This is a genomic window from Paracoccus sp. R12_2, from assembly GCF_017744015.1.
Taxonomy (GTDB): domain Bacteria; phylum Pseudomonadota; class Alphaproteobacteria; order Rhodobacterales; family Rhodobacteraceae; genus Paracoccus.
The window spans coordinates 269220-287953 of the sequence record NZ_JAGHRA010000004.1 but is presented as its reverse complement, the minus strand read 5'-3'; the positions used below and the strand labels follow the sequence as shown (position 1 = coordinate 287953).

The 18734-nt window shown below is 65.3% G+C and carries 19 protein-coding genes and 1 tRNA gene; 10 read left to right on the top strand and 10 right to left on the bottom strand.

All coding sequences use genetic code 11. From position 1 onward, the window contains the following. Positions 1 to 40 precede the first annotated feature (40 nt). From J7359_RS07500 to dusB, 3 genes are read right to left on the bottom strand one after another with little or no spacing between them, the layout of a single operon-like run. Positions 41 to 1492 carry a sigma-54 dependent transcriptional regulator gene (locus tag J7359_RS07500; protein ID WP_209056001.1) on the bottom strand — a complete coding sequence of 484 codons (1452 nt, stop codon included), beginning with the start codon at positions 1490 to 1492 and terminating at the stop codon, positions 41 to 43. A gap of 11 nt (positions 1493 to 1503) precedes the next feature. Continuing rightward, positions 1504 to 2622, bottom strand: a complete 1119-nt coding sequence (locus tag J7359_RS07495) for an ATP-binding protein (protein ID WP_209056000.1) — start codon at positions 2620 to 2622, stop codon at positions 1504 to 1506. Next, a complete protein-coding gene (gene dusB, locus J7359_RS07490) occupies positions 2619 to 3620 on the bottom strand; it encodes a tRNA dihydrouridine synthase DusB (RefSeq protein WP_209055999.1) in 1002 nt (333 codons plus the stop codon). Before dusB ends, J7359_RS07495 begins: the two co-directional genes overlap by 4 nt. A 228-nt stretch (positions 3621 to 3848) precedes the next feature. Here dusB and J7359_RS07485 point away from each other — a divergent pair, with 228 nt between their 5' ends. The 4 genes from J7359_RS07485 to J7359_RS07470 all read left to right on the top strand — a co-directional run bounded on the left by J7359_RS07485 (position 3849) and on the right by J7359_RS07470 (position 9216). Further along, complete coding sequence (locus J7359_RS07485; protein ID WP_209055998.1) at positions 3849 to 5231, top strand: L-serine ammonia-lyase; 1383 nt, start codon at positions 3849 to 3851, stop codon at positions 5229 to 5231. Positions 5232 to 5337: 106 nt separating this feature from the next. Then, positions 5338 to 6252 carry a hypothetical protein gene (locus J7359_RS07480; RefSeq protein WP_209055997.1) on the top strand — a complete coding sequence of 305 codons (915 nt, stop codon included), beginning with the start codon at positions 5338 to 5340 and terminating at the stop codon, positions 6250 to 6252. Positions 6253 to 6364: 112 nt separating this feature from the next. Then, complete coding sequence (locus tag J7359_RS07475; RefSeq protein WP_209055996.1) at positions 6365 to 8554, top strand: YjbH domain-containing protein; 2190 nt, start codon at positions 6365 to 6367, stop codon at positions 8552 to 8554. Then, entirely contained in the window at positions 8551 to 9216 is a 666-nt protein-coding gene (locus J7359_RS07470; protein WP_209055995.1) for a YjbF family lipoprotein, read from the top strand. The genes J7359_RS07475 and J7359_RS07470 overlap by 4 nt, the downstream gene beginning before the upstream one ends. A gap of 192 nt (positions 9217 to 9408) precedes the next feature. Here J7359_RS07470 and J7359_RS07465 read toward each other — a convergent pair whose 3' ends face one another. The 4 genes from J7359_RS07465 to J7359_RS07450 all read right to left on the bottom strand — a co-directional run bounded on the left by J7359_RS07465 (position 9409) and on the right by J7359_RS07450 (position 11884). Next, on the bottom strand, positions 9409 to 9618 hold the full coding sequence (locus tag J7359_RS07465; RefSeq protein WP_209055994.1) for a hypothetical protein: 210 nt from the start codon (positions 9616 to 9618) through the stop codon (positions 9409 to 9411). A 191-nt stretch (positions 9619 to 9809) separates the two neighbouring features. After that, positions 9810 to 10592 carry a metal ABC transporter permease gene (locus J7359_RS07460; RefSeq protein WP_209055993.1) on the bottom strand — a complete coding sequence of 261 codons (783 nt, stop codon included), beginning with the start codon at positions 10590 to 10592 and terminating at the stop codon, positions 9810 to 9812. An 18-nt stretch (positions 10593 to 10610) separates the two neighbouring features. Next, the gene (locus J7359_RS07455) at positions 10611 to 11324 is read right to left on the bottom strand and encodes a metal ABC transporter ATP-binding protein (protein ID WP_348524348.1); all 714 of its coding nucleotides are present in this window, start codon (positions 11322 to 11324) and stop codon (positions 10611 to 10613) included. Positions 11325 to 11380: 56 nt separating this feature from the next. After that, entirely contained in the window at positions 11381 to 11884 is a 504-nt protein-coding gene (locus J7359_RS07450) for a Fur family transcriptional regulator (protein WP_209055991.1), read from the bottom strand. An 84-nt stretch (positions 11885 to 11968) separates the two neighbouring features. Here J7359_RS07450 and J7359_RS07445 point away from each other — a divergent pair, with 84 nt between their 5' ends. Together J7359_RS07445 and J7359_RS07440 are read left to right on the top strand one after the other, a co-directional pair. After that, entirely contained in the window at positions 11969 to 12958 is a 990-nt protein-coding gene (locus J7359_RS07445) for a zinc ABC transporter substrate-binding protein (protein ID WP_209055990.1), read from the top strand. A gap of 130 nt (positions 12959 to 13088) precedes the next feature. Next, positions 13089 to 13265 (top strand): hemin uptake protein HemP, encoded by a 177-nt coding sequence (locus J7359_RS07440; RefSeq protein WP_209055989.1) that lies wholly within the window; start codon positions 13089 to 13091, stop codon positions 13263 to 13265. A gap of 33 nt (positions 13266 to 13298) precedes the next feature. Here J7359_RS07440 and J7359_RS07435 read toward each other — a convergent pair whose 3' ends face one another. Beyond that, complete coding sequence (locus tag J7359_RS07435) at positions 13299 to 14723, bottom strand: pseudouridine synthase (RefSeq protein WP_209055988.1); 1425 nt, start codon at positions 14721 to 14723, stop codon at positions 13299 to 13301. Between the two features lie 119 nt (positions 14724 to 14842). Here J7359_RS07435 and J7359_RS07430 point away from each other — a divergent pair, with 119 nt between their 5' ends. The 4 genes from J7359_RS07430 to folD all read left to right on the top strand — a co-directional run bounded on the left by J7359_RS07430 (position 14843) and on the right by folD (position 16750). Further along, on the top strand, positions 14843 to 15292 hold the full coding sequence (locus J7359_RS07430; RefSeq protein ID WP_209055987.1) for a nucleoside deaminase: 450 nt from the start codon (positions 14843 to 14845) through the stop codon (positions 15290 to 15292). 95 nt (positions 15293 to 15387) lie between these two features. Then, a tRNA-Gly gene (locus J7359_RS07425) sits at positions 15388 to 15461 on the top strand. A 114-nt stretch (positions 15462 to 15575) separates the two neighbouring features. After that, a complete protein-coding gene (locus J7359_RS07420) occupies positions 15576 to 15878 on the top strand; it encodes a chorismate mutase (protein ID WP_209055986.1) in 303 nt (100 codons plus the stop codon). After that, a complete protein-coding gene (folD, locus tag J7359_RS07415) occupies positions 15875 to 16750 on the top strand; it encodes a bifunctional methylenetetrahydrofolate dehydrogenase/methenyltetrahydrofolate cyclohydrolase FolD (RefSeq protein ID WP_209055985.1) in 876 nt (291 codons plus the stop codon). Before J7359_RS07420 ends, folD begins: the two co-directional genes overlap by 4 nt. Positions 16751 to 16842: 92 nt before the next feature. Here folD and ruvB read toward each other — a convergent pair whose 3' ends face one another. Continuing rightward, a complete protein-coding gene (gene ruvB, locus J7359_RS07410) occupies positions 16843 to 17874 on the bottom strand; it encodes a Holliday junction branch migration DNA helicase RuvB (protein WP_209055984.1) in 1032 nt (343 codons plus the stop codon). Next, complete coding sequence (htpX, locus tag J7359_RS07405; protein WP_209055983.1) at positions 17871 to 18734, bottom strand: zinc metalloprotease HtpX; 864 nt, start codon at positions 18732 to 18734, stop codon at positions 17871 to 17873. The genes ruvB and htpX overlap by 4 nt, the downstream gene beginning before the upstream one ends.

Genomic DNA, 18734 nt, shown 5'->3' with positions numbered 1-18734 from the left:
GTTGCAGCACCGTTGCCCGGTGACTGCACCTGTGGCGGTTTTACATCAGTTTGCGGCGCCGTGTCACCTCGATATTCAGTTCGGTCAGCTTCTTTCGAAGGGTATTGCGATTTATTCCCAGCAGATCCGCGCAACGAAGCTGATTTCCGCCGGTCGCATCCAGCGCCACCTGCAGCAACGGCCTCTCGACCTCGCGCAGGATACGGTCATACAGGCCCGGCGGCGGCAAGGCATCGCCATGCAGGTCGAAATATCGCTGCAGATGCGCCTCGACCGAATCCGACAACCTGGAATTGCCACCAGGCATCGGCGCTGCGGCCGACATCGCAGAAGGCTGTTCGACCGGCCCGGTGTCACCCGTCATCACGGGCATCCGCGGCGAGGCCTGCTGGCTCAGCGCCTCTGACATCTCGGTCGCCGACACCGCGGGACCGCTTGCGGTCAGGGCCAGCCGTCGCATCATGTTTTCAAGCTCTCGTACGTTTCCCGGAAACGCATGTGATCGCAGCATCGCCGCGGCATCATCGGACAGGCTGCGTTCGGGCAGGCCCTGTGCTGCCGCCCGTGCCAGAAGATGATCGGCCAGCGGCAGGATATCATCGACGCGGGCCCGCAAGGGCGGCACAGTGATGGTCACCCCCGCCAGCCGGTAATACAGATCCGAACGCAGACGACCGGCGGCCACGTCGGCCTGCGGATCAGGTCCGGTGGTTGCGACGATGCGCGGCGCGGCGGCCCGTTCGGGTCCGGACTCCAGCGCCTCGATCAAACCGATCAGCCGCGCCTGCGCAGCCTGATCGAAGCCCGCCGGGTTCTCGATCACGATCGTTCCGCCGCGGGCCTTTTCCGCCGCGCGACCGATCGACCCCTCGCCCGCGTCGGCCGATGTCAGCACCACGATTCCGCGGTCGCGCCGATCCGACAAGTCATGGAAGGATCGGGCGATGATTGTCTTTCCAACGCCCGCCTCGCCTGCGATCAGGACCGGCAGATCCGCGTTCAGGACCCGCGCGACCATGCGAAACAGCGCCTGCATCGCGGGCGCGTGACCGATCAGCGGCATCGCGGGGTCGGCGCTTTCCCGTGGCGCCGAGGCGGTCATTTCGGGCGACGTGTCGGACTTGCGCGGCCGTCGTGACAAGGCCTGTCCGGCCTTGGACATCAGATCCGGCAGATCGAAGGGCTTGGGCAGGTATTCGAAGGCATCGGCCTCGGTCGCGCGGATCGCGGTGACGATGGTATTCTGGGCCGATATCACGATCACCGGCAGGTCGGGACGCGCCTCGTGAATGGCCGGGATCCGGTCGATGCCGTTTCCGTCGGGCATCATCACGTCCGTGATGACCAGATCACCGCGCCCTTCCTCGACCCATTTTGCCAGTTGCGCGAGGCTGCCGGTTGCATGGACCCGACAGCCCGCGCGGGTCAGCGCCTGCGTCAGGACGGTGCGGATGGTGCGGTCGTCGTCGGCGATCAGAACGGTTCCGTCCATGGCGAGGATCCTTATGCCTTTGGCAGCGAAATGCGAAATCGGGTTCGGCCGGGCCGTGAATCGACCCGGATAAGGGCGCCGTGATCGGTGATGATCTTGCTGACCAGCGCCAGACCAAGCCCGGTGCCATTCTCGCGGCCCGACACGAAAGGTTCGAAGATCTGATCGGCGATGGCTGCGGGCAGGCCCGGGCCGTTGTCTTCGATGACGATCTGCAGCGGCAGCGGGCGTCCGGTCGGATCATCCTCGTCAGGCGGCAGGCGCAACGTGTGGTCATAGTAGCTGTGAAGCCGGATCGACGGATCTGCCGTGTCAATCAGCGCCTCGGCGGCGTTCTTGACCAGGTTCAGGCACACCTGGGTCAACTGATCCGCATCCGCCAGCGCCGGCGGCATCGAGGGATCATAATCCGCAGTCATGGAAATTCCCTGCGCGAACCCGACCATGGCCGACCGACGGACCTTTTCCAACACGTCATGGATGTTCACCGGCGACAGCTTGGGCGAGGATGTATCGCCGAACCGTTCGACCTGTTCCAGCAAGGTCACGATCCGCCGGGTTTCGCTGACGATCATCTCGGCCATCTCGCGATCCTCTGCCGACGCGTTCATGCCCATGATCTGGGCCGCACCGCGAATCCCGGCCAGCGGGTTCTTGATCTCGTGGGCCAGCATTTCGGCCATGCCGATGGCGCTGCGCGCAGCGGTTCGAACCGCCCGGCTTTGATATTGCAGCCCGGCATCGTCAAGCGGCACCAGCAGGATCGAAACGGCGCCTCCGCCGCCCCCCGAAGGTCCCGCATGGACAGCCGCCCTTCGGGCCTGATGACCGCCGGCGCGGTCGCCGATCTCGAACAGAACATCCGCCTGATACAGCGCCTCGTCCGACCGCGTCACCCGGCCGATCAGCGGGCGCAACGAGGGATGGACGCGCAACCGCTTGGTCATCGCCTCGCCCTCAAGGGTCTTGCCGATGGTCGAATTGCGCGAGATGTTCAGCCAGATTTCCGCGGCGTCGTTCATCGCCGCCACCCGTCCCTTTTCGTCCAGAACCAGCGCCGGAAGCGGCAGGGAATCCCAACCCGGCCCGGGGCAAGCCTCGCGAAAATCGGCCGGGCGGGCACAGGTCATGCGGCGATACCCCTGGCATCCGCAAATGCACGGCGGATCAAGGCGACCGTCGCCGCGGGGCTGTCGGCCCGCAACATCTCGGCCCGCAACGGGGCGGCGCTGGCTTCGGCATACCAGCCAAGATGTTTCCGCGCGACGCGCAGTCCCAGTTCAGGCCCATAGAAATCCAGCATGTCCTGATAATGTTCTTCCACGGCATCGGCCAGCGCATCGCCCTGCGGAACGACAGGCGCCGGCGTTCCCCACAGATCATGCGCGATCCGCGCCAGTTGCCAGGGCGCGCCCTGCGCCCCGCGTCCAACCATGACGGCATCGGCGCCGGACCGTGCCAGGGCCGATCGGGCAGACGCTGCATCGACCACATCGCCATTCGCAACCAGCGGCGGGCGATCGGGTATGTTGGCGACATCCGCGATCCGGTCCCAATCGGCGCGCCCCTTGTAAAACTGCGCGCGTGTGCGTCCATGCACGGTCAGCATCCTGACCCCGGCATCGCGCGCGCGGCGCGACAGATCCGTGGCGTTCAGGCAGGTGTCGTCCCATCCCAACCGCATCTTCAGCGTCACCGGAACGCGGACCGCCGCGACCACCGCATCGATCAACCCCAGCGCGTGATCCAGATCCCGCATCAACGCGGCCCCCGACAGACCCCCGGTGACCTTCTTGGCGGGGCAGCCCATGTTGATGTCGATAATGCAGGCACCCATCGACTCGACGATCCGGGCGGTTTCGGCCATCGCGGCGGCTTCTCGACCGGCGATCTGCACGCTGACCGGCAGGCCGCCTTCGGTCAGTGCCCGAACACGCGCCGATGCGCGCCCCGACGGCCGTGGCGTCACCATTTCGGTAGAGGCGACCATTTCGCTGACCATCAGACCGGCGCCGTGCCGGGCCACTGCGCGCCGAAACGGCAGATCGGTGATCCCGGCCATCGGCGCAAGGAAAACCGGCGGACCCAGCTTCGTGTCGCCTATCATGATCGGTTCGGGTAATCTCATATCCTGTTCCTTCACCTTGCCGGGCTGTCACCGCAAGGACCGTGCCGCGGCGTCGCGAACTCGCCTGCGCCGCCCCAATGCAGATGCACAATAAAAGGGCATATTGCAATTTTTTCAGGCAGCGCCAGGCATCGCGAATGTCGCAACCATCCCGTGCAGGCGTCGCATCCGTCATGGCATCCAATGCCGTCACCTGATTAAATGCCGGTAAACTTGCAAGGGTGTATCATGTTCCTGTCGGTCTTCGATCTGTTCAAGGTGGGTGTCGGTCCGTCGTCGTCCCATACCATGGGGCCGATGGTCGCCGGGGCGCGGTTTCTGGATGCGCTGCGCCAGCAACCTTTCAGCCCCCACGGGCTGAAGGCCAGCCTGCATGGCAGCCTTGCCTTTACCGGCAAGGGACATGCGACCGACCGCGCCACCATCCTTGGGCTGGCGGGGTTCGTGCCGGCCACGATGGACGCCGACAAGGCCGAGGCCGCGCTGAACGCAAACCGCGAAAGCTGCGTCCTGACACCCGACGGGCTGGGAAAGTTGCACTTCGATCCGGATGTCGATCTGCGCTTTGATTATGATCGCGCCCTGCCCGGCCACGCCAACGGCATGACGTTGTCGGCGACGGACGCACAGGGCGACGTGATCTTCCATCAGGTCTATTATTCTGTCGGCGGCGGCTTCGTGCTGACCGAGGATGAACTGGCGCGCAAGGGCGACGAGGACCGCAGCGACGCAACCCCGAAGGTTCCCTATCCCTTTGCCAGCGCCGAAGAGATGCTGGCGATGGCCGAAAAATCGGGCAAATCCATTGCCCAGATGAAACGCGCGAACGAGCTGGTCTTCCGCAGCGATTCCGAGGTCCGGGACGGTCTGCAGCGGATCTGGCAGGTGATGCGCGACTGCATGGACCGCGGTCTGGAGGCGACGGGCACCCTGCCGGGCGGCCTGAATGTCCGCCGCCGTGCGCGTGCCATCCACGAAAAACTGATGGCCGAGCGCGGCATGAACCTGACCGCGCCCCACGTCATCAATGACTGGATGTCCACCTATGCGATGGCCGTGAACGAAGAGAACGCCGCCGGGGGGCAGGTCGTGACCGCGCCCACGAACGGCGCGGCGGGCACGGTGCCGGCGGTGATAAGGTACTGGCTGGACCATGTGCCGGGCGCGACCGAACGCGATCTGCCGGATTTCCTGCTGACGGCCGCAGCGGTGGGCGGTCTGATCAAGCACAACGCCTCGATCTCGGGTGCCGAATGCGGATGCCAGGCCGAGGTGGGCAGCGCGTCCGCGATGGCCGCCGCCGGGCTTGCCGCCGTGCTGGACGGGACGCCCCGACAGGTCGAGAACGCTGCCGAAATCGCGCTGGAGCATCATCTTGGAATGACTTGCGATCCGGTGAAGGGCCTGGTGCAGGTGCCCTGCATCGAAAGAAACGGGCTCGGCGCGATCAAGGCCGTCAGCGCGGCCAGCCTGGCCCTGCGCGGCGACGGCACCCATTTCGTGCCGCTGGATGCCGCGATCGAGACGATGCGCCAGACCGGCAGGGACATGTCCGAGAAATACAAGGAAACATCGTTGGGCGGTCTGGCCGTGAACGTGCCGAACTGTTGATCGGCAATCAGGCGGCCTGTCGCCAGCCGGACTGCGCGACGCTTGCCCCCGAAGGCCGCGATTGCTAACGCTTGTGCGACAGTGATCCAAATACAAAAGGCCGCCGATGTCCTCGCGTCTCGCACTCATCGCCATGCTGACCTTGTCGCTTGCCGCCTGTGAAGGCACGGGCTTGCCGGGGCTTGGCACCGACGAACAACCTCAGGTCGAAGGCCACAAGGGCCCGCCCGGCGTCTCGCCGCTGGAAGCCCCGATCGAAACCGGCGCCGGGGCGCGCGCCGTCTCGACGGCCGAAGCGAAGACCTACAACACCAGGGCATTCAGCGCGCGCGGCAACGAACCCTTCTGGGCTGTCGATGCTGCGGGCGGCACCGCGATCTACAAGACGCCCGACAATCAGAAGGGTCGCGCAGTCCGCGTCAGCCGCCTGAACTTCGCCGAGGGCGTCGAATATATCGGCGTTCTGAACGGTAGGCCCTTCGTGCTGACGGTGCGCGGTCGCGAGTGTCAGGACAGCATGTCGGGCGAGAAATTCCCGATGTCGGCGGAACTGAAGGTTTCGGGACGGACCAATCGCGGCTGCGCAGCACCCGCATCGGCCGAGCTGGCCGCAGCGGTCGCGGCGGTCAAGGCACCGGCGCCGGCCCAGCCCAAGCCCAAGCGCGTCGCCGCCCCGAAACCAACCGCCGCCGAACCGGCCCCGACGACACGTCCGGCCGCCTCGACGCCCGCGACCCCGGCGCCTGCCACATCGCAGCCAACCGATCCGGAACCCGCTTCGACGGAACCAGCCTCGGATGCGCCCGGCAGTGTGACACCGCCAGCGAATGACACATCGGCGCAACCGGAACCGGCGACGCCGGCGACCGGAACAAGCGGTGACGCGGCACCCGATGATGCCTCCCCTGTCCCCGACCTGCCGATGCGCCTGCCCCAGACCCCGCCGACCGTGACGCGGGACGCGGCGGACACGGGAACCGGCGCGACCGAGGACAGCCCCAGCGAAACCGGCGACAAGTGATCGCGCCGGTGCCTGCGGCGCAGATGTCGCACCCCGATGGCCAAATCGCGACGGCGGGCTGCAAAGTTCCGCCGTCGCGGCTATGATCGCGGCAATTGCCGAACGAGGACCAATGATGCGCCGATCCCAGCTTATCAGACGCCTTCTGGCCACCACCCTGCCGGCCGCCCTGGTCGTCGGGTCGGCCACATCGACCGCGGTCGCCGACCCGATGCTGGCACGCAACATGTCCAGCTTCGGGATGCCCGGCGGCATCGACACCCCCACCGCCGAGACCCTGCCCGACGGCACGCTGGGGGGCACGCTGTCCTATTCCGATTTCGCACGCCGGGCCAACGTGACCTTCCAGGCAATGCCCGGCCTGACCACCGTGCTGCGCTACTCGCGCATCGAGGGTATCCCCGACGGCGACGACGACTATATCTCGGACCGATCCTTCGACCTGCAATACCAGATCGTCGACGAACAGGGCTGGCGTCCGGCCGTCGCGGTCGGTCTGCGCGATTTCCTGGGCACCGGGGTCTATTCGGGCGAATACATCGTCGCGACCAAGAACATCACGCCGACGATCCGCGCCTCGGCCGGTCTGGGCTGGGGGACGCTGGCCGGAAAGAACCGCGTCATCGACACGCAGGACACCGGCGGCAAACCCAATGTCGACGACTGGTTTTCCGGCGGCGCGAAGCCCTTCGGCTCGATCAGCTGGCAGGTCAACGACAAGCTGAGCCTTGTCGCCGAATATTCGAACGACAACTATCTGGCCAGCTACAGCGACGGGCGCACCTATCGGCAGGGCGATACCGAACCTGACAGCAACATCAACCTTGCCGCGTATTACCGCCTGGGCCGCGCCTACGAGGTCGGGGTCTATACGATCGGCGGCGAAACCTTCGGCGCCCAGTTCTCGGTCGCGCTGAACCCGCGCGAGGCACCCTATCCTTCGGGACTTGAAAAGGCGCCGGCGCCGGTGCGTCCGCGCCCATCCCCGGCCGCCGATCCCGAGGGCTGGTCGGGCAGCTGGTCACAGGATCCGACGGCTCAGCCCGCCATCCAGAAAGCCTTGGGCGACGCGCTTTCCGATGAGGGTCAGATCCTGGAATCGATGGCCCTGTCGTCGCGCCGGGCCGAGGTCCGCATCCGCAACCAAAGATATGTCAATCAGTCCGAGGCGATCGGACGGACCGCACGCCTGATGACCCGCGCACTGCCGCCTTCGGTCGAAACATTTGTGATCACCTCGACCGCCGACGGCATCCCGACTTCGTCGGTCACGCTGTCGCGTTCCGATGTCGAGCGGCTGGAAAATACCGAGGCCGGACAGATCGCCGCCGCCTCGGCGATCAGCGATCCGGAACTGCGCCCGGCCGGGCTGGTGCGCAGCGACGACATCTATCCGCGCTTTCGCTGGGTCATAAAACCCTATCTGGATCTGGGCGTGTTCAGCGCCGCGGACGGCCTGACCCACGAAGTCGGTGCCGAAGCGCGCGCCACCTACGAAATCTCGCCGGGGCTGGAGTTGACCGGCGCGCTGCGTCAACGGGTGTTCGGCGACGTCTTCCAGCGTGGACCGGGCATCCCGGGACAGAACCGCGAATATTATACGCCCGAGGAATACCTGGCCGATCCCAGCCTGGAAACGACGCCCGAAGGGGTGCCACGGGTGCGGTCGGACACGCGGATGTACACGGGCAACCATGATCCGGTGATCCCGGAGCTGACGCTGGCCTGGTACACGAAGCCCACCGAAAACGTCTATACCCGCGTCACCGCCGGTCTGCTGGAACGCGCCTATGGCGGCGTCTCGGCCGAGGTTCTGTGGAAGCCCGCTGCCTCGCCATTCGGGTTCGGTGCCGAGATCAACCGCGTGCGGAAACGCGATTTCGATCAGCTGTTCAGCTTCCGCGATTACGAGGTCACGATGGGCCATGTCTCGGCCTATTACGAGTTCGCGCAGGGCTTCACCGCCCAGGTCGATGTCGGCAAGTATCTTGCCGGCGACAAGGGCGCGACCGTCAGCCTGACCCGCGAATTCGCGAATGGCTGGCAGATCGGGGCCTATGCAACCAAGACCGATCTGTCGGATGAGGAATTCGGCGAAGGCAGCTTTGACAAGGGCATCAGCCTGTCGATCCCGCTGGCCTGGGCCACCGGCCAGCCCTCCCGCGAACGCGTCCAGACCACGCTGCGTTCCCTGTCGCGCGATGGCGGCGCGCAGTTGAACGTCAATGGCCGTCTTTACGACCGTGTCCGCGACAGCCAGTCGGTCAAACTGTATCAAGGCTGGGGGAGGTTCTGGCGATGAAACCTGCACGCAAGATCACGCTGCTGGTCGCAGCACTTGCCACCCTTGGCGCCTGCAGCAACGGCACTGCCGACGAAGGCGATATGGGCCCGCTTGGTGCCCTTGCCTCGGTCGCCGGCGATGTCGTCGCATCGCGAGGAAGCCGCGGTGACGAAACACCCGCCGCTCCACCGAAATCCCCTGCCGAAGCCGCCGCCGAGGCGCTGCGGGTCAACCCCGCGCCCCTGATCCAGGCGGGCTTCGAATCCCTGGGCCGCACGCAGGTCATGGCGATGACGGGACAGAACGGCGCGATGCGCACCTACATGACACCGGCCGAAGAAGCCCTGATCCTGCGCGACGGCATGCTGATCGGCACGCGCGGTCTGGGTCACGATCTTTCGGTGGCCGAACCGCAGACCGAAACGCTGATCCGGTCGGGTCGATCCGGCAACGGTCAGCGCGTCATGCGGTATTTCAGCGGCGACGGTCTGGAACGGCCCCTGCAGTTCGATTGCAGCGTCGGCGCCGGGCCGAATCCCGGTGTCATGGTGGAAGACTGCACGGGCCACGGCCTCAGCTTCCAGAACAGCTATATGGGACAAGGTGGCCAGATCGCGGTGTCGCGGCAATGGATCGGCCCGACGCTTGGCTATGTGACCATCCAGACGCTTCGGCCCTGACACGCAGCACGCGAACTAGGTGTCTGACCGGACCGGCCCCTCGGGGCCGGTTTTTTCATGTAGTCGGCTGGCCATACCGACGCAATGCAAGGACGCACCGGTCGCCGAGTCAGGCGCGCAACAACGAAAAGGGGGCTGACCCGAAGGCCAGCCCCCTTCAAAACGAACCGGATGGACCGATCCGTTCCGAAATCAGCTGTCGTCGTCGTCCGAAGCGACGGCGGCGATCACACCCAGCAGCAGCAGGGCGGGAACAACCAGGCCGGCGTTCGAGCTTGCGGGCTCTTCTTCGACGACGACGGGCTCAACGTCGACGACGGGTGCAACATAGCCACCGGCCAGGGCGGAAGTAGCGGTCAGGCCGAGAGCGGCAGCGAAAGTAGCGAATTTGGTCATGATCATGCTCCGTTTCGTTGAAAGCTGCCGTCTCCGGCAACATCGATGAGACAGTTACACAATCCCGAACGGTTGAAAAGCAGCATTAAATCAAATCCCCCGCGGGTCCATGTGCACTGTTGCATATTGGCCAACACATCGCGCGGTGAAGGGTTCCGGTATGCTGGTTGCCCACGCAAGGCTGTAACAAAATTGCCCTAAAAGCGACGAAAAACCTGACTCAGGACAAAGAAAACCGCCGCCGCCGCAACGATCGAAGGTCCGGCCGGCGTGTCGAGGCGCAAGCTTGCCCACAACCCGCCCGCCACAGACGCCGCAGCGATTGCGGTCGCGCTGGCGGCCATCCGCTCGGGTGTCGGCGCCAATCCGCGCGCCGCGGCTGCGGGAACGATCAGCAGAGCCGAGATCAGCAGAGACCCGACCACCCGAATCGCCAGTGCAACAACGACGGCCAATGCGACCGACAGAACCAGTCTTTCGACGCGCGGATCAATTCCGGCGGCCATGGCAAGTTCGTCGTTCAGGGTCGATGTCACCAGCCTCTGCCAGCGCCAGATCAGAGTGCCCAGAACAAGCGCACCCCCGGTCCAGATCAGGGCCAGATCGCCCCGGCCGACTGCAAGGATGTCACCGAACAGATAGCTGGAAAGATCGGCCCGCGCCGACGGCACGAAGCTGATCGCGACAAGACCGATGGCCAGGGCCGAATGGGCCAGCACGCCCAGGATCGTGTCCATCGACTGGCCGCGCGAAGACAGCGACGAAACCAGCAGCGCCATGGCCAGCGCCACACCGACGGTGCCGATATAGATCGACATACCGAATGCCAGGCTCAGCGCCACGCCCAGAATCGCGGCATGTGCCGTCGAATCCCCGAAATAGGCCATGCGGCGCCACACCACGAAACTGCCAAGCGGCCCGGTGACCGCGGCAAGGCCCAGACCTGCCAGCAGGGCGCGAATGAAGAAATCGTCTAGCATTGTCCCTAACCCGCCACGTCAGCCGTGGTGATGATGATGGTCATGACCGCAGGCCGCATCCGGGGGTGCTGCGTGATCATGGTCATGGTCATGGTGATGACGATACAGCGCCAGAGTCCCCTCGGCCCCGGCACCGAACAGCGCGCGGTATGCGGGATCAACGCTGACATGCGCGGGCGTGCCCTCGCAGCAGACATGTCCGTTCAGGCAGACGACCCGATCGGACGCCCCCATCACCACCAGAAGATCGTGACTGACCATCAGCACCGCCGCGCCTGTCTGGCCGCGCAGATCCTCGATCAGCTTGTAGAAGGCGACGATGCCGGGCTGATCCAGCCCCTGCGTCGGTTCGTCCAGAACCAGAAGGTCCGGCACATGAAGCAACGCGCGTGCCAGCAGCACACGCTGGAACTGGCCGCCCGACAGCTGCGTCAACTGCCGCCGCTGCAAGCCCGGAACGCCGGTGCGCTGCAAGACTGCCGCCGCCTCGTCGTCAGAGATGCGGCGCGGCAATGACAGGAACCGCCTGACGGTCATCGGGATCGCAGTGTCCAGCTGAACGCGCTGCGGGACATACCCGATTCGCAGTTCCGGCCGCCGCGAGACCTGTCCGGCGGCAAGGGGCATGTGCCCCAGAAGCGCGCGGACAAGGGAAGATTTCCCCGAGCCGTTCGGCCCGACGACCGTCACGATCTCGCCCGGATCGATTCGGAAATCGACGGATTGCAGCACGGTTTCGGCGCTGCCGGGACGATGGATCGTCAGGTTGCGCGCTTCGATCAGCGCTGTCACGCGACATCTCCTGCGGCGCAGGCAGGGCACAGTCCGACAGCTTCGATCGTCGCCCGCTCGACCGTGAAGCCGCTGTCACGCGCAACATCCGTCAACGCATCGCGGACGGGGGCGGCGGGCAGTTCGGCAAGTTTCTCGCAGACACGACAGATCAGGAAGGCCGGTGCGTGATCCTGATTTGGATGCAGGCATGCGGCAAAGGCGTTCAGACGCTGAAGCCGATGGGCAAGTCCATGTTCGACCAGGAAATCCAGCGCACGATAGGCAACGGGAGGTTGCCGCCCGAAACCTTCTTCCGCAAGCCGGTCAAGCACCTCGTACGCCCCCATGGCGCGATGCGCCTCTAGCAGGATTTCCAGGGTTCGACGCCTGACAGGGGTCAGCCTCGCGCCCTGAGCCGCCACGCGGGTTTCGGCGGCGGTCAGTGCGTGGGACTGGCACGATGCGTGATCATGGGGCGCAAAGGGCGCGCCGGCATCCGAAGGGTGTGTTTGTGTCAATTCATGTAACTTTATAACAATTCGGTTGACTTGTTACCATATTACATAGACATGTTTGCCCCCGCAACAAACCCCGAGGTTCCCATGCGCTTGCTTCTCTCTTCTGCAATCCTTGCCGCGCTGGCGGCACCTGCTTCTGCCGCGCCGCCTCGGATCGTCGCCGACACGGCCATTACCGGCGCCCTGGTTGCGCAGGTTCTTGGCGATCTTGGGGAACCGCATGTCCTGCTGCCTTCAGGCGCCAGCGTCCATCATTACCAGATGCGACCGTCCGATGCGCAGGCGCTGCAATCGGCCGGGCTTCTGGTCTGGTTCGGCCCGGAGCTGACGCCGTGGCTGGATCGGGCAGCAGACGCCGGCGGCACCGGTGCGCCACAACTGGAACTGCTGGACGCAAGTGACGTGACATTGCGCAGCTATGCCAAGGATGACCAGCACGATCATGACGAAGGTCACGACCATGAAGGACATGACCATGAAGGCCACGATCACGAAGTCCAAGATCACGGGCATGACCACGCGCATGAACATGGTGACGACCATCAACACGACGGCACCGATCCGCATGCGTGGCTGAACCCCATGAATGCCGCGCCGTGGCTGACGGCGATCGCACGCGAACTGTCCAAGCTGGACCCGGAAAACGCTGCAACCTATGCCGCCAATGCGGACGCCGCCGCACAAGACTATCTTGCGCTGGATCAGAAGATCGCGCAGCAGCTGACGCCGCTGACGGACAAGAGCTTCGTCGTGTTCCATGACGCCTATGGCTATTTCACCGAACATTTCGGGCTTCCGCCAGCCATCGCGGTGTCACTGGGGGACGCCACCTCGCCTTCGGCCGCGCGCCTGTCCGAGGTTCGGTCACAGATCGCGGAATCGGGCGCAAGCTGCGCGTTTCCCGAATACGGTCACGATCCCAAGCTGATCGATACCGTGATCGAGGGGTCAGATGTCGCCATGGGCGACGAGCTTGATCCCGCAGGGGCTGGATTGTCGCCGGGCCCGATGCTGTATCGCGATGTCCTGCAGCGGATGAGTGATACGCTAAATGCCTGCCTGACAACGGAATAATGCCGAAACAGGGTGGGGCGGACACATGCCGTGGACCGCCCCACCTCTTTTCCGACTCTTTTACTTTGACTTTCCCGATTAAATTTGTCAGCTTTGCAGCCATAGCAACCGATACCGCAAGAGGCTGACCATGACCGCTGCCCGCCCTGCCGATTTCTCGTCCGCCGCCACCAGTGTTCTGGCGCGCATTCCCCAGCATGATGCGACCCAGTTGACGCGGGGCGGCAACCAGGCGCTGATCGTTCTTGATGATCAGATCTATCAGCTTCGAATCACCCGTGCGGGCAAGCTGATCCTGACGAAATAAGAAAGCGGCGCCCCGCGGCGCCGCCTTTCGAATTTACCGCTTCGGGCCAGACGGCTTGCCACCCGGCCGCCCGCCCGGCTTTCCGCCGGGCCGACCCGAAGAAAAACCGGACCCGCCGCGATCCGCGCCCTTGAAACCGGGCTTTCCAGCGGGTTTCCCAAACGGCTTCCGCCCTCCGTCTCGCGTGCCCTGCGCGCCTGCCGGCTTGCCGCCAAAGCTGCGGCGCGGACGGTCCGACTGTTCGCCATCGGCGCGCGGACCGCGAGGACGATCAGACTTCTCCCATGGCTTGCCGCCGCTTGCGGGACGATCTGCACCGGGTTTGCCGCCAAAGCTGCGGCGTGGACGGTCCGACTGTTCGCCCTCGGTGCGCGGACCGCGAGGACGGTCCGACTTTTCCCATGGTTTGTCGGAACGTGCCGGTCGGTCCTTGCTGTTCCAGCGCGGCTTGTCACCTGATCCGGTATCGCCCTGACCGTCACGCGATCCGTGCTTGGGACCGCTGCGGAAGCTGCGTGGCGCGTCGTCATGATCGCGACGTGGGCGGTCATCGCCGAATCGCCGCGCCGGGCGATCCTCTGCGTCACCGGCACTGCGAAAGCTGCGCCGCGGGCCATCCGGACGCGGGCCGGGCTTTCCGAAACCCGCGCGGGCCCCCTCGGCGCCGCGCGGACGCATCTCGCGCTCTTTCTCGGTGGTCTCGCCGGTCAGCAAGCCGCCCAACTGGTCGCGCAGCACCTTGCGCTTGACTTCGCTGACCTGGTTCTTCTCAAGCCCGGTCAATTTGAACGGGCCATAGCCGATCCGGATCAGCCGGTTCACCTGCAACCCGACATGCGCCATGGCGCGACGGATCTCGCGATTCTTGCCCTCGCGGATGCCCACGGTCAGCCACGCATTCGCGCCCTGCTGACTGTCAAGCTTGATCTCCATCGGTGCGAATTCCTCGCCCTCGATGGTGGCGCCGCGGCGCAACGGCGCGAAGGTCAGGTCGCTGGGGGTGCCATTGACCCGCACGCGATACCGGCGCAGCCACCCGGTCGAGGGCAGTTCCAGCCGGCGCTTCAGATCGCCGTCATTGGTCAGAAGCAAAAGCCCTTCGGAATTCAGGTCCAGCCGCCCGACTGTCATCACCCGCGGCAGGTCGCGCGGCAGCGCATCGAACACGGTCTGGCGACCCTTTTCATCGGATTCCGAGGTAATCAGCCCGATCGGCTTGTAGTAAAGCCACAGCCGGGTGTCCTGTTTTTCATCCAGCTTCTTGCCGTCCACGGTGATCCGGTCGCCCGGCATCACGTCCAGTGCCGGGCTGTCGATCTTTTGCCCGTTCACCGTCACGCGGCCTTCGACGATCATCCGCTCGGCCTCGCGGCGGCTTGCGACACCGGCGCGGGCGATCACCTTGGCGATCCGGTCGGCATCTGCGGGCTTTTCGGTGTTTTCTGGGGTTTCGGTCATGCGACGTTCTCCTTCGCATCGCTGCGGTGGCAAAGGCGGTTTACTACGCTTTCATACCGCACGGGGAAAGGATTCTTTTGACGGCTTGCGCGGCGTTGGCAGCCTTGCGACAACCGGGCATGAATTTCATCTCGCATATGCCGCTGGCGCTGGCCGAGGCGCGCGCCGCCGCCGATCGCGGCGAGGTGCCGGTTGGGGCGGTGCTGATCGCTCCTGGCGGAGGGGTCGCGGCCACGGCCGGCAATCGGACACGCGAATACAGCGACCCCACCGCCCATGCCGAGATCCTGGCGATTCGTGCCGCCTGCATCGCGGCCGGGTCGGAACGGCTGCCGGGCCACGCGCTGTGGGTCACGCTGGAGCCCTGCCCGATGTGTGCCGCTGCCATCTCGGCGGCACGAATCGAGGTGCTGTATTACGGGGCATCCGATCCGCGCATGGGCGGCGTGTCGCATGGCGCGCGCGTGTTCGATCATCCCCAATGCCATCATCGTCCGCAGATCTATGAGGGCATCGACGCGGAAGCTTCGCGGCGGCTGCTGCAATCCTTCTTCCAGGATCGCCGGTAACGCAGGTGCCGGTCCATCCGTCGCGCCCCTTGCGGGCAGGAAGATCGCACCGGACCGCTTGCACCCCAAGGCCCGCCCGCATATACGAAGGGTGCGCGGGTGTAGCTCAATGGTAGAGCAGCAGCCTTCCAAGCTGAATACGTGGGTTCGATTCCCATCACCCGCTCCAACCTTCCCTTTCTGACGCTCATCCCGCAGCTTCGGCACCAGTCCGATCTGCGACCAACGGTCGATGACGGCGCCTCTTGCACCTGTTCTCGCCTCGGTGCATGTCCGGTTCAGGATGACCGAACCAGACGATATCATCGACATGCCGGCCTTGCGCGCACATATCGACGCGCTGGACGCCGAGCTGATCGCCCTGTTCGCACGCCGCCGCGATCTGATCGATCGGGCGGCACAGATCAAGGCAGCCCAGGGCCTGCCCGCACGCATCGACTGGCGCGTGGACGAGGTCGTGCAGAACGCCCGACGCAATGCGGCCGCAGCCGGGCTGGATGAAGACCTTTTCGCGGATATCTGGCGACGCCTGGTCGAAGCGGCCATCGCACAGGAAGACCGCCACCTGAAGGGAGATCGCCAATGACCGCCACCCTGATCGACGGCAAGGCGTTCGCCGCCGGACTGCGCCAGCGCATCGCCGCCGAGGTTGCCGCGATGCGGGATCGCGGGATCACGCCAGGTCTTGCCGTCGTGCTGGTCGGCGAGGATCCGGCCAGTCAGGTCTATGTCCGATCCAAGGGCAAGCAGACCGCCGAAGTCGGCATGAACTCTTATGAACACAAGCTGCCGACCGACACCGCAGAAGCGGATCTTCTGGCTCTGATCAAGCGGCTGAACGACGATCCCGACGTGAACGGGATACTGGTGCAGTTGCCGCTGCCGGGTCATATGAACGAAGCCGCGGTCATCAACGCGATCGACCCTGCCAAGGACGTGGACGGGTTTCACATCCTGAATGTCGGCCTGCTGGCCACCGGACAGAAATCCATGGTCCCCTGCACCCCGCTTGGGTGCCTGATGATGCTGCGCGACCATCTGGGCAGCCTGTCCGGCAAGCGTGCGGTCGTCGTCGGCAGATCGAACATCGTCGGCAAGCCGATGGCACAGCTTCTGCTGCGCGACAGCGCCACCGTGACGATCGCGCATTCCCGGACCCAGGATCTGCCCGCGCTGTGCCGCGAGGCCGATATTCTGGTCGCCGCCGTCGGGCGGGCGCATTTCGTCAAGGGCGACTGGATCAAACCGGGCGCCACGGTCATCGACGTCGGCATCAACCGAACCGACGACGGTCTGGTCGGCGACGTGGACTTCGCCGCAGCGCGAGAGGTTGCGGGCGCGATCACGCCGGTGCCAGGGGGCGTGGGGCCGATGACGATCGCCTGCCTTCTGGCCAACACGCTGACCGCGACGGCCCGTGTGAACGGCCTTCCCGATCCCGAAGGCCTGACCCCCTGACAGGGCGATCTGCGCACGCCTTCTGAAGGCACTGGGGCTCTTTCTTTGCGAAAATACCCAGCCGCGGCGACGTCTCGCGAGCGGTTGGGATCTCAGCCCTCGAACAGCCCGGCCTGACGCATCGCCACCGGCGCTGCCAGTCCCAGATGGGTCCACGCGCGCGCCGCCAGCTGCCGCCCCCTGGGCGTGCGTGCGATCAGGCCCTGCTGCAACAGATAGGGCTCGATCACCTCTTCGATGGCATCACGGCTTTCCGACAAGGCCGCTGACAGCGTTTCCACCCCGACCGGGCCGCCGCCATAATGTTCGGCCATCAGGGACAGATAGCGCCGGTCGGCACCGTCAAGGCCCAGATCATCCACGCCCAGCCTCGTCAGTGCCGAATCGGCGATCTGGCGGGTTAGCCGACCATCGCCCTCGACCAGCGCGAAATCGATCACCCGGCGCAGCAGCCTGCCCGCGATCCGGGGGGTGCCACGGGCACGGCGCGCGATTTCGCGCGTGCCGTCCGGGTCGGCCTCGATCCCCATCATGCGTGCGCCCCGCTGCACGATCAGGTCAAGCTCGGGAATCTCGTAGAACTGCAGCCGGGTGGGGATTCCGAAACGGTCCCGCAGCGGCGTGGTCAGCAGTCCAAGCCGGGTGGTCGCGCCGACCAGGGTAAAGGGCTGCAATTCGATCCGGACGGTCCGCGCGGCCGGCCCCTCGCCGATCACCAGATCCAGTTCGAAATCCTCCATCGCGGGATACAGCACCTCTTCGACCGCCGGGTTCATCCGGTGGATCTCGTCGATGAACAGCACATCGCGGGCGTCGAGATTGGTCAGGATCGCGGCCAGATCGCCGGCCCGCGCCAGAACCGGCCCCGATGTCATGCGGAAATTGACGCCCAACTCGCGCGCCATGATCTGTGCAAGCGTGGTCTTGCCCAACCCCGGCGGGCCGAAGAACAACGTATGATCCATCGCCTTGCCGCGCATCTTCGCGCTGTCGATGAAGACCCGCAGATTGGCGCGCGCCTCGGCCTGACCGACGAAATCCGTCAACGCCTGGGGCCGCAGGGCACGGTCCTCGACCTCGCCCTCCATCGGCTCGGGGCGCAGGGTGGGATCTGGCTGCGTCATTCGCGGCCCCATGGTCCGGGTCGTGCGTCCCCCGCCATACCCTGCAACCGGGCGATCCGTTCCTCGGTCGGCGGGTGTGTTGCGAACAGGCTGTCCATGCGCATGCCATGCAGGGGATTGATGATGAACAGGGCGGCCGAGGCCGGATTGCGCTCGGCCGGCACGTTCATGCTGCGACCGGCCATCTGAGCGATCCGGTTCAGCGCCGAAGCCAGCGCCAGCGGCTGTCCGCAGATCTCTGCGCCTTCGCGGTCGGCCTCGTATTCGCGCGTGCGCGAGATTGCCATCTGCACCATCATCGCCGCAATCGGCGCAAGCACCATCGCGATGATACCGCCCAGCATCCCGCCGCGTCCCTCGCGGCCGCCCGTGAACAACAACATGTTGCCCATCATGGCAATCGCGCCTGCCATGGTCGCGGTGATCGTCATGGTCAGCGTGTCGCGATTCTTGATATGGGCCAGCTCATGGGCAATCACGCCCGCAAGCTCGTCGCGGTTCAGACCGCGCAGCAATCCCTGCGTCACCGCGACGGCGGCGTTCTGCGGATTGCGTCCCGTCGCGAAGGCGTTGGGCTGTTCGGTCGGCAGTAGATACACCCGCGGCATCGGCAGGCCTGCCCGTTCGGCAAGCTCGGCCACAAGACCATGCAATTCGGCACCTTGGTGGGGCGTCAGTTCTGTCGCGCCTTGCTGGCGCAGCACCATCTTGTCGCTGTTCCAGAAAGCGAACAGGTTTCCCGCGCCCGCAAACAGGAAGGCAAGGATCATCCCGCCGCGTCCGCCCATCATCCAGCCAAGCGCCATCACAAGCGCGGTCATTGCCGCCATCAACAGAAAGGTTCGCGCGTTTCCAGCCAT

Coding starts and splice junctions, on each gene's coding strand:
- J7359_RS07420 (WP_209055986.1), top strand. CDS start 15,576: ATGACCGAACCAGACGATATCATCGACATGCCGGCCTTGCGCGCACAT.
- J7359_RS07465 (WP_209055994.1), bottom strand. CDS start 9,618: ATGATCATGACCAAATTCGCTACTTTCGCTGCCGCTCTCGGCCTGACC.
- J7359_RS07460 (WP_209055993.1), bottom strand. CDS start 10,592: ATGCTAGACGATTTCTTCATTCGCGCCCTGCTGGCAGGTCTGGGCCTT.
- J7359_RS07470 (WP_209055995.1), top strand. CDS start 8,551: ATGAAACCTGCACGCAAGATCACGCTGCTGGTCGCAGCACTTGCCACC.
- J7359_RS07430 (WP_209055987.1), top strand. CDS start 14,843: ATGAATTTCATCTCGCATATGCCGCTGGCGCTGGCCGAGGCGCGCGCC.
- dusB (WP_209055999.1), bottom strand. CDS start 3,620: ATGAGATTACCCGAACCGATCATGATAGGCGACACGAAGCTGGGTCCG.
- folD (WP_209055985.1), top strand. CDS start 15,875: ATGACCGCCACCCTGATCGACGGCAAGGCGTTCGCCGCCGGACTGCGC.
- J7359_RS07435 (WP_209055988.1), bottom strand. CDS start 14,723: ATGACCGAAACCCCAGAAAACACCGAAAAGCCCGCAGATGCCGACCGG.
- J7359_RS07480 (WP_209055997.1), top strand. CDS start 5,338: ATGTCCTCGCGTCTCGCACTCATCGCCATGCTGACCTTGTCGCTTGCC.
- htpX (WP_209055983.1), bottom strand. CDS start 18,734: ATGGCTGGAAACGCGCGAACCTTTCTGTTGATGGCGGCAATGACCGCG.
- J7359_RS07500 (WP_209056001.1), bottom strand. CDS start 1,492: ATGGACGGAACCGTTCTGATCGCCGACGACGACCGCACCATCCGCACC.
- J7359_RS07445 (WP_209055990.1), top strand. CDS start 11,969: ATGCGCTTGCTTCTCTCTTCTGCAATCCTTGCCGCGCTGGCGGCACCT.
- ruvB (WP_209055984.1), bottom strand. CDS start 17,874: ATGACGCAGCCAGATCCCACCCTGCGCCCCGAGCCGATGGAGGGCGAG.
- J7359_RS07440 (WP_209055989.1), top strand. CDS start 13,089: ATGACCGCTGCCCGCCCTGCCGATTTCTCGTCCGCCGCCACCAGTGTT.
- J7359_RS07485 (WP_209055998.1), top strand. CDS start 3,849: ATGTTCCTGTCGGTCTTCGATCTGTTCAAGGTGGGTGTCGGTCCGTCG.
- J7359_RS07475 (WP_209055996.1), top strand. CDS start 6,365: ATGATGCGCCGATCCCAGCTTATCAGACGCCTTCTGGCCACCACCCTG.
- J7359_RS07495 (WP_209056000.1), bottom strand. CDS start 2,622: ATGACCTGTGCCCGCCCGGCCGATTTTCGCGAGGCTTGCCCCGGGCCG.